This window comes from Variovorax sp. GW821-FHT09D07 (assembly GCF_059416345.1).
In genome coordinates this window covers 60,898-73,412 of sequence record NZ_JBWKOY010000015.1, presented here as the reverse complement: position 1 = coordinate 73,412, position 12,515 = coordinate 60,898, and the positions used below count along the sequence as shown (strand labels likewise).

Here is a 12,515-nt window from a genome sequence, read left to right as displayed (position 1 = left end):
AAGCTGATCAACCCGATCGCGATGGAAGAAGGCCTGCGCTTCGCCATCCGTGAAGGCGGCCGTACCGTGGGTTCGGGCGTCGTGGCCAAGATCCTCGACATCTAAGCCGAGCGTAAAGAGTACCGGAGGGGTATAGCTCAATTGGCAGAGCGTCGGTCTCCAAAACCGAAGGTTGTAGGTTCGATTCCTACTGCCCCTGCCACCTAGGTGGCACCCCGACAAGCCCATCGCGATCCGATGGGCTTCGGCGTCTCAAGAGACGCATTGAATTGAAGGCCGCGAGGCCACAGGAAATCAGCCGACATGGCCACTTCTCAAATCGAAACCGTGAGCACGGGTGCCGACAAAGCCAAGCTGGCTGCGGCGGTGGTGCTGGCGGTGGGCGCGATCGTCGCGTTCTACCTGCTGTCGCGCCAAGGCTCGCTGGTGCAATGGGCTGCGCTGCTGGTCGGCCTGGCTGCGGCCGTGGGCGCCTTCGGCAGCTCCGAGAATGGCCGTCAGCTGTGGGCTTTCGGTCGTGACTCGTGGCGCGAGGTCAAGAAGGTCGTGTGGCCGACCCGCAAGGAATCGATGCAGATGACGGCCTATGTGTTCGCCTTCGTGGCGATCATGTCCGTCTTCCTCTGGCTCACCGACAAGACGCTCGAATGGGTGTTCTTTGACCTCATTCTGGGCTGGAGAAAATAATGACCGACGACGCAGTTGAAACCACGCAGAGCACGCCGGAAGAGGAGCAGAACCCTCTCCTGACCCCCGCTGCCAACCCTGATCTGCGTTGGTACGTGGTGCATGCCTACTCGGGCATGGAGAAGGCCGTCGAGCGCAACATCACCGAGCGCATCACCCGCGCCGGCATGCAGGACAAGTTCGGCCGCATCCTGGTTCCGACCGAAGAAGTGGTCGAGATCAAGAACGGCCAGAAGCGCACCACCGAGCGTCGTTTCTTCCCGGGCTACGTGCTGGTCGAAATGATCATGGACGACGAGAGCTGGCACCTGGTGAAGCACACCAACAAGGTGACGGGTTTCGTGGGCGGCGCCAAGAACCGTCCGGCCCCGATCTCGCAGAAAGAGGTCGAGGACATCGTCAACCAGATGCAGCAGGGCACCGAGAAGCCGCGCCACAAGGTCGAGTTCACCGTGGGTGAGTTCGTGCGCGTCAAGGAAGGCCCGTTCACCGACTTCAATGGCACGGTGGAAGACGTCAACTACGAGAAGAGCAAGGTCAGCGTGTCGGTCATGATTTTCGGCCGCGCCACCCCTGTGGAGCTCGAATTCGGTCAGGTCGAGAAGACCTGATCCCGCGGCCTGCCTTCGGGCGGGCCTGCCAGTTTCCGGCTGCGCGTTGTCCGACTCGGCGCGCGGCCTTGATCGAAGAGTCGTTTAACCCCGGGGAGCCGCGGCGAGAGCCAAGGCGATATCACCCGCAAGGAGCAAAGCATGGCGAAAAAAATCGTCGGCTTCATCAAGCTGCAAGTGCCAGCTGGTAAGGCCAACCCGTCCCCGCCGATCGGTCCCGCACTGGGTCAGCGCGGTCTGAACATCATGGAGTTCTGCAAGGCGTTCAACGCGCAAACCCAAGGCGTCGAGCCGGGTCTGCCGCTGCCGGTGGTCATCACCGCGTTCGCTGACAAGAGCTTCACCTTCATCATCAAGACGCCCCCGGCGATCACCTTGATCAAGAAGGCCATCAAGCTGGACAAGGGTTCGGCCCGTCCGCACACCGACAAGGTCGGCAAGATCACGCGCGCTCAGCTCGAAGAAATCGCCAAGGCCAAGATGAAGGACCTGACTGCCGCCGACCTCGACGCAGCAGTTCGCACCATCGCCGGCTCGGCCCGCTCGATGGGCGTGAATGTGGAGGGCGTGTAAATGTCCAAGATCACCAAGAAGCAAAAGTCGCTGCAAGGCAAGGTCGATAGCAACAAGCTGTACCCCCTGGCTGACGCCATCGTCATCGTCAAGGATGCCGCCACCGCCAAGTTCGACGAATCGATCGACGTGGCCGTGCAACTGGGCATCGACGCGAAGAAGTCGGACCAGGTGGTTCGCGGTGCTGTCGTGCTGCCGAACGGCACCGGCAAGACCAAGCGCGTCGCCGTGTTCGCCCAAGGCGCCAAGGCTGAAGAAGCCAAGGCCGCCGGCGCCGACATCGTCGGCATGGACGACCTGGCTGCGATGGTCAAGGCTGGCGACATGCCTTTCGACGTCGTGATCGCTGCCCCTGACGCCATGCGCGTCGTCGGTACGCTCGGTCAGATCCTCGGCCCGCGTGGCCTGATGCCCAACCCCAAGGTTGGCACCGTGACGCCTGACGTCGCCACCGCTGTCAAGAACGCCAAGGCTGGCCAGGTCCAATTCCGCGTCGACAAGGCCGGCATCATCCACGGCACGATCGGCCGTCGCTCGTTCGACAACGACAAGCTGCAAGGCAACCTCGCTGCGCTGATCGACGCTCTGGTCAAGGCCAAGCCGGCGACCAGCAAGGGCGTGTACCTGCGCAAGGTGGCTGTGTCGTCGACCATGGGTCTGGGTGTCCGCGTGGACACGCAAACCATCTCGGCGAGCTAAAGAGATTTGCCCGATCCCGCAAGGAGAGGGCAGATGTGGTGGGTCGCGGCAGCTTCGGTTGCCGCGAGCCATCCAAGACCGCTGGTGTGCAGGGCGCTGCACTTAATGGCCGGATCGATCCTTCCGGTATCCAGCGCAGATGGCGACCCCACTGCAAGGAATTTGATTTTTGTTCCGAAACAGTTGGTCGCTGCATGAAGCGCGATCCGAGGCCCCGGCCGAAGGTCGCATTAAAAGGAGTAGACCTTGAGTCTGAATCGCAGTGAGAAAGAAGCGGTCATCAGTGATGTGACCAGCCTCGCCGCAAAAGCTCAAACGCTCGTGATGGCGGAATACCGTGGCATCACGGTGGCCGATATGACCAAACTGCGCAGCGAAGCGCGCAGCAACGGTGTGACCCTGAGTGTTCTGAAGAACACGCTGGCTCGCCGTGCTGTCGCTGGCAGCCCGTTTGAGATCGTCGGCGACCAGATGACCGGTCCGCTGATCTATGGCTTCTCCGAAGACGCTGTGGCTGCCGCAAAGGTGGTGGCCAATTTCGCGAAGACCAACGACAAGTTGGTGATTCGCGGTGGCGCATTCGGTGGCAAGGCCCTGGACGTCGAAGGCGTGAAGCAACTGGCCAACATCCCTTCCAAGGAAGTGCTGCTGGCGCAACTGCTGGGCTTGATGCAATCCCCGATTTCTCGTACCGCCCGCGTGCTCGCGGCGCTGGCCGAGAAGCGTGGTGGTGGCGAAGCTGCACCCGTCGCCGATGCACCGGCAGAAGAAGCGCAGGCCGCCTGAGCGCGCCCTCGTTTTTGAATATTCAACCCAATTGTTAGGAAACAAAAATGGCATTCGATAAAGACGCATTTCTGACCGCGCTCGACGCAATGACGGTCCTGGAACTCAACGACCTGGTGAAGGCCATCGAAGAGAAGTTTGGCGTGAGCGCCGCAGCCATGTCGGCACCCGCTGCCGGCGGTGGCGCTGCTGCTGCAGTCGCTGAAGAGCAAACCGAATTCAACGTCATGCTGATGGATGCTGGCGCGAACAAGGTGTCGGCGATCAAGGCCGTGCGCGAAATCACCGGCCTGGGCCTCAAGGAAGCCAAGGACCTGGTGGAAGCCGCTCCCAAGGCTGTCAAGGAAGGCCTGTCGAAGGCTGACGCTGAAGCCGCCAAGAAGAAGCTGGAAGATGCCGGCGCCAAGGTGGAACTGAAGTAATTCAGACCCCCTAGAGGGCTGGAGGTGCCTGAAAAGGCCCTCCAGCCTTTGCCGCTTTCAGAGCGCACCCAAAAGCCGGCTTGGCGCCGGTTCTTTCAGAGGCCGAAAGGTCGATGGAATAGCAAAAGCCAAGACGATTTTTGAGTGTCTTCTGAACCCGACTGCAGAAGACCCCTTGGTTCGGGCGATGTGCAATGCATCGCCGTCCGCCAACGGCTGGTAGTGGCCAGCCGCCAAGCAGTGGTGCCGTTCGCCCGGCACTGCTGACAAGTCGCTGAAGATCTCAAGCACCGGAGCTCTCATGGCCCAATCGTCCGCGTACAGTTACACCGAACGCAAGCGCATCCGAAAAAGTTTCGGTAACCGCGACAGCGTCGTCGAAATCCCCTACCTGCTGCAGATGCAGAAAGACGCGTACACCGCGTTCCTGCAAGCCGGCATCGCCCCCAAGCACCGCACCGTCGAAGGCCTGCAGGCCGCGTTCGACGCTGCCTTCCCGATCGTCTCGCACAACGGTTTCGTCGAGATGAAGTTCCTCGAGTACAACCTGGCGAAGCCGGCGTTCGATGTGCGTGAGTGCCAGACCCGTGGTCTGACCTTCGCCTCGGCCGTGCGCGCCAAGGTGCAGCTCATCATCTATGACCGCGAGTCGTCGACCTCGCAGTCGAAGGTGGTCAAGGAAGTGAAGGAACAAGAGGTCTACATGGGCGAAGTGCCGCTCATGACCGACAAGGGTTCGTTCATCATCAACGGCACCGAGCGCGTGATCGTCTCGCAGCTGCACCGTTCGCCCGGTGTGTTCTTCGAACACGACAAGGGCAAGACGCACAGCTCGGGCAAGCTGCTGTTCTCGGCCCGCGTGATTCCTTACCGCGGTTCGTGGCTCGACTTCGAGTTCGACCCGAAGGACATGCTGTACTTCCGCGTGGACCGTCGCCGCAAGATGCCGGTCACGATCCTGCTGAAGGCCATCGGCCTGAACCCGGAATCGATCCTCGCGAACTTCTTCGTGAACGACAACTTCCGCCTGATGGACAGCGGCGCGCAGATGGAGTTCGTCTCCGAGCGCCTGCGCGGCGAAGTCGCGCGCTTCGACATCACCGACAAGTCGGGCAAGGTCGTGGTCGCCAAGGACAAGCGCGTCACCGCGCGCCACACGCGTGAGCTCGAGCAGGGCGGTACCACGCACATCAGCGTGCCGGAAGACTTCCTGGTCGGCCGCGTCATCGCCCGCAACATCGTCGACGCCGACTCCGGCGAAATCCTGGCCAAGGCCAACGACGAGCTGACCGAAGCGCTGCTCAAGAAGCTGCGCACGGCCGGCGTGCAGGACATCCAGGTCATCTACACGAACGAACTGGACCAGGGCGCGTACATCTCGCAGACGCTGCGCATCGACGAAACCGTCGACGAGTTCGCAGCCCGCGTGGCCATCTACCGCATGATGCGCCCCGGCGAGCCGCCGACGGAAGACGCGGTGCAGGCCCTGTTCCAGCGCCTGTTCTACAACCCGGACACGTACGACCTGTCGCGCGTGGGCCGCATGAAGTTCAACGCCAAGGTCGGCCGCGACGAATCGACCGGCCCGATGGTGCTGACCAACGAAGACATCCTGGCCGTGGTCAAGATCCTCGTGGACCTGCGCAACGGCAACGGCGAAGTCGACGACATCGACCACCTGGGCAACCGCCGCGTGCGTTGCGTCGGCGAACTGGCCGAAAACCAGTACCGCACCGGCCTGGCACGTATCGAGAAGGCCGTGAAGGAACGTCTGGGTCAGGCCGAGCAAGAGCCGCTGATGCCGCACGACCTGATCAACAGCAAGCCGATCTCGGCCGCGTTGAAGGAATTCTTCGGTGCGTCGCAGCTGTCGCAGTTCATGGACCAGACGAACCCGCTGTCCGAAATCACCCACAAGCGCCGCGTGTCGGCCCTTGGCCCGGGTGGTCTGACGCGTGAACGTGCAGGCTTCGAAGTGCGCGACGTGCACGTGACCCACTACGGCCGCGTGTGCCCGATCGAAACGCCTGAAGGCCCGAACATCGGTCTGATCAACTCGCTGGCCCTGTACGCCCGCCTGAACGAGTACGGCTTCATCGAGACGCCGTACCGCCGCGTGGTCGACAGCAAGGTCACGATGGACATCGACTACCTGTCGGCCATCGAAGAAGGCAAGTACGTCATCGCCCAGGCCAATGCGGTCCTGGACAAGGACGGCAAGCTGACCGGCGACCTGGTCTCCGCGCGTGAAGCCGGCGAATCGATCCTGGTGGGTGCCGAGCGCATCCAGTACATGGACGTGTCGCCCGCGCAGATCGTGTCGGTGGCCGCCTCGCTGGTGCCTTTCCTGGAGCACGACGACGCGAACCGCGCGTTGATGGGCGCCAACATGCAGCGTCAGGCCGTGCCTGTGCTGCGCCCCGAAAAGCCGATGGTCGGTACCGGCATCGAGCGCGTCTCCGCGGTCGACTCGGGCACCGTGGTCACGGCCACCCGCGGCGGTATCGTCGACTACGTCGACGCGACCCGTGTCGTGGTGCGCGTGAACGACGCCGAAGCGGCAGCCGGTGAAGTCGGTGTGGACATCTACAACCTGATCAAGTATCAGCGTTCGAACCAGAACACCAACATCCACCAGCGCCCCATCGTCAAGCGCGGTGACAAGATCGCCAAGGGCGACGTGGTGGCCGACGGCGCCTCGACCGACCTCGGCGAACTGGCCCTGGGCCAGAACATGCTGATCGCGTTCATGCCCTGGAACGGCTACAACTTCGAAGACTCGATCCTGATCTCGGAACGCGTCGTCGCCGAAGACCGCTACACCTCGATCCACATCGAGGAACTGGTGGTGATGGCCCGCGACACGAAGCTGGGCGCCGAAGAAATCACGCGCGACATCCCGAACCTGGCCGAGCAGCAGCTCAACCGCCTCGACGAATCCGGCATCATTTATGTCGGCGCCGAAGTGCAGCCGGGCGACACGCTGGTGGGCAAGGTCACGCCGAAGGGCGAGACCACGCTGACGCCGGAAGAGAAGCTGCTTCGCGCCATCTTCGGCGAGAAGGCTTCCGACGTGAAGGACACCTCGCTGCGTGTGGACCAGGGCTCGCAAGGCACCGTGATCGACGTGCAGGTGTTCACCCGCGAAGGCATCCAGCGCGACAAGCGCGCCCAGCAGATCATCGACGATGAACTCAAGCGCTTCCGCCTCGACCTGAACGACCAGCTGCGCATCGTCGAAGCCGACGCGTTCGACCGTATCGAGAAGCTCTTGACCGGCAAGGTCGCCAACGGCGGCCCGAACAAGCTGGCCAAGGGCACCAAGCTCGACAAGGCCTACCTGTCGTCGGTCGAGAAGTTCCATTGGTTCGACATCCGCCCGGCGGAAGACGACGTGGCCTCGCAGCTCGAGTCGATCAAGAACTCGCTCGAGCAGACGCGCCACAGCTTCGACCTCGCATTCGAAGAAAAGCGCAAGAAGCTCACGCAGGGCGACGAGCTGCCCGCGGGCGTGCTCAAGATGGTCAAGGTCTACCTGGCCGTCAAGCGCCGCCTGCAACCCGGCGACAAGATGGCCGGCCGTCACGGCAACAAGGGTGTGGTGTCCAAGATCGTTCCGGTCGAAGACATGCCCCACATGGCCGACGGTACGCCGTGCGACATCTGCCTGAACCCGCTGGGCGTGCCTTCGCGGATGAACGTGGGTCAGGTGCTCGAAGTGCATCTGGGCTGGGCCGGCAAGGGCATCGGCCAGCGCATCGGTGACCTGCTGCAGCAAGAGGCCAAGGTGGCCGAGCTGCGCAAGTTCATGGAGCAGCTGTACAACGGCTCGGGCCGCAAGGAAGAGCTCGACCAGCTGAGCGACACCGAGCTGCTCGCCATGGCGGCGAACCTGCAAAGCGGCGCGACCTTCGCGACGCCGGTGTTCGACGGCGCCTCGGAAGAAGAAATCCGCGGCATGCTCAAGCTCGCCTACCCGGACGACATCGCCAAGCTCAAGGGCCTGACCGAGACGCGCACGCAGGCCTACCTGTACGACGGCCGCACCGGCGACCAGTTCGAGCGTCCCGTCACCGTCGGCTACATGCACTTCTTGAAGCTGCACCACTTGGTGGACGACAAGATGCACGCCCGTTCGACCGGCCCGTACTCGCTCGTCACGCAGCAACCGCTGGGCGGCAAGGCGCAGTTCGGCGGCCAGCGTTTCGGTGAAATGGAAGTGTGGGCGCTGGAAGCTTACGGCGCCGCCTACGTCCTGCAGGAAATGCTGACCGTGAAGTCCGACGACGTGCAAGGCCGTACCAAGGTGTACGAAAGCATCGTCAAGGGCGAGCACTCGATCGAAGCCGGCATGCCGGAATCGTTCAACGTGCTGGTCAAGGAAATTCGTTCGCTGGGTCTCGACATCGAGCTCGAGCGTTCCTAAGTTGAAAAGGGAAAGAGTCTTATGAAATCGCTACTCGACCTGTTCAAGCAATTCACGCCCGATGAGCATTTCGATGCCATCAAGATCGGCATGGCTTCGCCCGAGAAGATCCGTTCGTGGTCTTTCGGCGAGGTGAAGAAGCCTGAGACGATCAACTACCGCACGTTCAAGCCCGAGCGCGACGGTCTGTTCTGCGCCAAGATCTTCGGCCCCATCAAGGACTACGAGTGCCTGTGCGGCAAGTACAAGCGCCTGAAGCACCGCGGCGTGATCTGCGAGAAGTGCGGCGTTGAAGTCACGCAGACCAAGGTGCGTCGCGAGCGCATGGGTCACATCGACCTGGCCGCGCCCTGCGCCCACATCTGGTTCCTGAAGTCGCTGCCGTCGCGTCTGGGCCTCGTGCTCGACATGACGCTGCGCGACATCGAACGCGTGCTGTACTTCGAAGCGTACGTGATCACCGACCCCGGCATGACCCCGCTGAAGAAGTTCGGCATCATGTCCGAGGACGACTACGACGCCAAGCGCAAGGAATACGGTGACGAGTTCATCGCCAAGATGGGCGCCGAAGGCATCAAGGACCTGCTCGAAGGCATCGAACTCGACAGCGAGATCGAACGCCTGCGCGGCGACCTGACCGGCTCCGAAGTCAAGGTCAAGAAGAACTCCAAGCGCCTGAAGGTGCTCGAGGCCTTCCGCAAGTCGGGCATCAAGCCCCAGTGGATGGTGCTCGAAGTGCTGCCCGTGCTGCCGCCGGACCTGCGTCCGCTGGTGCCGCTGGACGGCGGCCGCTTCGCGACCTCCGACCTGAACGACCTGTACCGCCGCGTCATCAACCGCAACTCGCGTCTGCGCCGCCTGCTGGAGCTGAAGGCTCCGGAAATCATCGCGCGCAACGAAAAGCGGATGCTGCAAGAGGCTGTCGACTCGCTGCTGGACAACGGCCGCCGTGGCAAGGCCATGACGGGCGCCAACAAGCGCGCGCTGAAGTCGCTGGCCGACATGATCAAGGGCAAGAGCGGTCGTTTCCGCCAGAACTTGCTGGGCAAGCGCGTGGACTACTCGGGCCGTTCGGTCATCGTGGTGGGCCCGACGCTCAAGCTGCACCAGTGCGGCCTGCCCAAGCTGATGGCGCTCGAACTGTTCAAGCCCTTCATCTTCTCGCGCCTGGAAGCCATGGGCATCGCGACGACGATCAAGGCTGCCAAGAAGGAAGTCGAATCGGGCACGCCGGTGGTCTGGGACATCCTGGAAGAAGTGATCAAGGAACATCCGGTCATGCTGAACCGTGCGCCTACGCTGCACCGTTTGGGCATCCAGGCGTTCGAGCCGATCCTGATCGAAGGCAAGGCCATCCAGCTGCACCCGCTCGTTTGCGCGGCTTTCAACGCCGACTTCGACGGCGACCAGATGGCTGTCCACGTGCCGCTGTCGGTGGAAGCGCAGATGGAAGCCCGCACGCTGATGCTGGCCTCCAACAACGTGCTGTTCCCGGCTTCGGGCGAACCGTCGATCGTTCCTTCGCAGGACGTGGTGCTGGGTCTGTACTACACGACCCGCGACCGCATCAACGGCAAGGGCGAGGGCCTGATCTTCTCCGACATCGGTGAAGTGCAGCGCGCGCTGGACGCCAACGAAGTCGAGCTCACCGCCAAGGTCGCGGTGCGCATCACGGAGTACACCAAGGACAAGGAAACCGGCGTCTTCACGCCGTCGACCTCGCTCGTGGACACCACCGTGGGCCGTGCCCTGCTGTCCGAGATCCTGCCCAAGGGCCTGCCGTTCTCGAACATCAACAAGGCGCTGAAGAAGAAGGAAATCTCCAAGCTCATCAACGTCTCGTTCCGCAAGTGCGGCCTGAAAGAGACCGTCGTGTTCGCCGACAAGCTGCTGCAAAACGGCTTCCGCCTGGCGACCAAGGCCGGCATCTCGATCGCGATCGACGACATGCTGGTGCCCGCTGAAAAGCACGGCATCATCGAGCGCTCGGCCAAGGAAGTGAAGGAGATCGAACAGCAGTACGTCTCCGGTCTCGTGACCTCCGGCGAGCGCTACAACAAGGTGGTGGACATCTGGGGCAAGGCCGGCGACGAAGTGTCGAAGGTCATGATGGCCAAGCTCTCCAAGCAGAAGGTCATCGACCGTCACGGCAAGGAAGTCGAGCAGGAGTCCTTCAACTCCATCTACATGATGGCCGACTCCGGCGCCCGCGGTTCCGCAGCGCAGATTCGCCAGGTGGCCGGTATGCGGGGCCTGATGGCCAAGCCGGACGGCTCGATCATCGAGACGCCCATTACCGCGAACTTCCGCGAAGGCCTGAACGTGTTGGAGTACTTCATCTCCACCCACGGTGCCCGTAAGGGTCTGGCCGACACGGCGCTGAAGACGGCGAACTCGGGTTACCTGACCCGTCGTCTGGTCGACGTGACGCAAGACTTGGTGGTCACCGAGCAGGACTGCGGCACGCACGGCGGCTACCTGATGCGCGCCATCGTCGAAGGCGGTGAAGTGATCGAGTCGCTGCGCGACCGAATCCTGGGCCGCTCGGCGGCGGACGACGTGCTGCACCCGGAAAACCGTTCGGTGCTGCTCAAGGCCGGCGAGATGTTCGACGAAGACAACATCGAAGCACTGGAAGCCCAGGGCGTCGACGAAGTCAAGGTCCGCACCGCGCTGACCTGCGAAACGCGTTTCGGCATCTGCGCGACCTGCTACGGCCGCGACCTGGGCCGCGGCGGCCTGATCAACATCGGCGAAGCCGTCGGTGTGATCGCTGCCCAGTCCATCGGCGAACCCGGCACGCAGCTGACGATGCGTACCTTCCACATCGGTGGTGCCGCTTCGCGCGCCGCCATCGCCTCGAGCGTGGAAGCCAAGTCGAACGGCTCGATCGGCTTCAACGCCACGATGCGCTACGTGACCAACAGCAAGAGCGAGCTGGTCGTGATTTCGCGTTCGGGCGAGATCGTCATCCATGACGAGCACGGCCGTGAGCGCGAGCGTCACAAGGTGCCGTACGGCGCCACGTTGACGGTCAAGGCCGACCAGCAGATCAAGGCCGGCCACGTGCTCGCCAACTGGGACCCGCTGACCCGCCCGATCATTACCGAGTTCGCCGGCAAGGCGCAGTTCGAGAACGTCGAGGAAGGCCTGACGGTCGCCAAGCAGGTGGACGAAGTGACCGGTCTGTCGACCCTGGTCGTGATCGACCCGAAGCGCCGCGGCGCTGCCAAGGTCGTGCGTCCGCAGGTCAAGCTGATCGACGCCCAAGGCCTCGAAGTGAAGATCCCCGGCACCGACCACTCGGTGACGATCGGCTTCCCGATTGGCGCCCTGGTGCAGATCCGCGACGGTCAGGACGTGGGCCCCGGCGAAGTGCTGGCACGCATCCCGGTCGAAGGTCAGAAGACCCGAGACATCACCGGCGGTCTGCCGCGCGTGGCCGAGCTGTTCGAAGCCCGTTCGCCGAAGGACAAGGGCATGCTGGCCGAGATGACCGGTACCGTGTCGTTCGGCAAGGAAACGAAGGGCAAGATCCGCCTGCAGATCACCGATCCCGAAGGCGGCGTCTACGAAGACCTCGTGCCGAAGGAAAAGAACATCCTGGTGCACGAAGGCCAGGTGGTGAACAAGGGCGAAAGCGTGGTCGACGGTCCGGCAGACCCGCAGGACATCCTGCGCCTGCTGGGTTCGGAAGAACTCGCGCGCTACATCGTGGACGAAGTGCAGGACGTGTACCGTTTGCAGGGTGTGAAGATCAACGACAAGCACATCGAGGTGATCGTTCGCCAGATGCTGCGCCGCGTCGTGGTCGACAACATCGGCGACACGAGCTACATCTCCGGCGAACAGGTCGAACGCAGCGAAATGCTCAACACCAACGACGCCCTGCGCGCCGAAGGAAAGATCCCCGCGACGTTCACCAACCTGCTGCTGGGTATCACGAAGGCGTCGCTGTCGACCGACTCGTTCATCTCGGCCGCTTCGTTCCAGGAAACGACGCGCGTGCTGACCGAAGCCGCGATCATGGGCAAGCGCGACGAGCTGCGCGGTCTGAAGGAAAACGTCATCGTCGGTCGCCTGATTCCCGCAGGCACCGGCATGGCCTACCACCAGGCCCGCAAGGTCAAGGACGCCATGGACGAGGCCGAGCGCCGCGCCATCGCCGAGTCGGAAGCCGCCGAACTGGCCGGCTCCGGCGACAGCGATGCAGCGACCAGCACGGTGGACGCCAACGAAGGCGCCGCGACCGAATAACTGGTTAGCATCACCGGCATGACCGGTTGCCCACGCCCCCCGACCGCTCCGGTC

Annotated in this window: 9 protein-coding genes and 1 tRNA gene; all 10 read left to right on the top strand. The window is 62.9% G+C overall.

The window, feature by feature from the left end; translation table 11 throughout:
• Positions 1 to 105, top strand: a 105-nt coding sequence (locus AC07OX_RS30800) for an EF-Tu C-terminal domain-related protein (protein ID WP_475539795.1), incomplete at its 5' end; no start/stop codon positions are given.
• 21 nt (positions 106 to 126) lie between these two features.
• Positions 127 to 202 (top strand) — tRNA-Trp (locus tag AC07OX_RS30795).
• 101 nt (positions 203 to 303) lie between these two features.
• Positions 304 to 687, top strand: a complete 384-nt coding sequence (gene secE, locus AC07OX_RS30790; protein ID WP_062479313.1) for a preprotein translocase subunit SecE — start codon at positions 304 to 306, stop codon at positions 685 to 687.
• Complete coding sequence (gene nusG / locus AC07OX_RS30785) at positions 687 to 1,298, top strand: transcription termination/antitermination protein NusG (RefSeq protein ID WP_062479316.1); 612 nt, start codon at positions 687 to 689, stop codon at positions 1,296 to 1,298. Before secE ends, nusG begins: the two co-directional genes overlap by 1 nt.
• Positions 1,299 to 1,439: 141 nt before the next feature.
• Positions 1,440 to 1,871 carry a 50S ribosomal protein L11 gene (gene rplK, locus AC07OX_RS30780; RefSeq protein WP_056584627.1) on the top strand — a complete coding sequence of 144 codons (432 nt, stop codon included), beginning with the start codon at positions 1,440 to 1,442 and terminating at the stop codon, positions 1,869 to 1,871.
• On the top strand, positions 1,872 to 2,570 hold the full coding sequence (gene rplA, locus AC07OX_RS30775; RefSeq protein WP_062479319.1) for a 50S ribosomal protein L1: 699 nt from the start codon (positions 1,872 to 1,874) through the stop codon (positions 2,568 to 2,570).
• A 246-nt stretch (positions 2,571 to 2,816) separates the two neighbouring features.
• A complete protein-coding gene (gene rplJ / locus AC07OX_RS30770) occupies positions 2,817 to 3,356 on the top strand; it encodes a 50S ribosomal protein L10 (RefSeq protein WP_056584633.1) in 540 nt (179 codons plus the stop codon).
• 47 nt (positions 3,357 to 3,403) lie between these two features.
• On the top strand, positions 3,404 to 3,778 hold the full coding sequence (rplL, locus tag AC07OX_RS30765) for a 50S ribosomal protein L7/L12 (protein WP_070063901.1): 375 nt from the start codon (positions 3,404 to 3,406) through the stop codon (positions 3,776 to 3,778).
• Positions 3,779 to 4,079: 301 nt separating this feature from the next.
• Complete coding sequence (gene rpoB, locus AC07OX_RS30760; RefSeq protein ID WP_095743426.1) at positions 4,080 to 8,204, top strand: DNA-directed RNA polymerase subunit beta; 4,125 nt, start codon at positions 4,080 to 4,082, stop codon at positions 8,202 to 8,204.
• Positions 8,205 to 8,225: 21 nt separating this feature from the next.
• Positions 8,226 to 12,461 (top strand): DNA-directed RNA polymerase subunit beta', encoded by a 4,236-nt coding sequence (rpoC, locus tag AC07OX_RS30755; RefSeq protein WP_495263203.1) that lies wholly within the window; start codon positions 8,226 to 8,228, stop codon positions 12,459 to 12,461.
• The last annotated feature ends 54 nt before the right edge of the window (positions 12,462 to 12,515 follow it).

Excerpts from the sequence above, each read along its gene's own strand:
- rplK (WP_056584627.1), top strand. The coding sequence starts at position 1,440 with ATGGCGAAAAAAATCGTCGGCTTCATCAAGCTGCAAGTGCCAGCTGGT.
- rpoB (WP_095743426.1), top strand. The coding sequence starts at position 4,080 with ATGGCCCAATCGTCCGCGTACAGTTACACCGAACGCAAGCGCATCCGA.
- nusG (WP_062479316.1), top strand. The coding sequence starts at position 687 with ATGACCGACGACGCAGTTGAAACCACGCAGAGCACGCCGGAAGAGGAG.
- secE (WP_062479313.1), top strand. The coding sequence starts at position 304 with ATGGCCACTTCTCAAATCGAAACCGTGAGCACGGGTGCCGACAAAGCC.
- rplL (WP_070063901.1), top strand. The coding sequence starts at position 3,404 with ATGGCATTCGATAAAGACGCATTTCTGACCGCGCTCGACGCAATGACG.
- rpoC (WP_495263203.1), top strand. The coding sequence starts at position 8,226 with ATGAAATCGCTACTCGACCTGTTCAAGCAATTCACGCCCGATGAGCAT.
- rplA (WP_062479319.1), top strand. The coding sequence starts at position 1,872 with ATGTCCAAGATCACCAAGAAGCAAAAGTCGCTGCAAGGCAAGGTCGAT.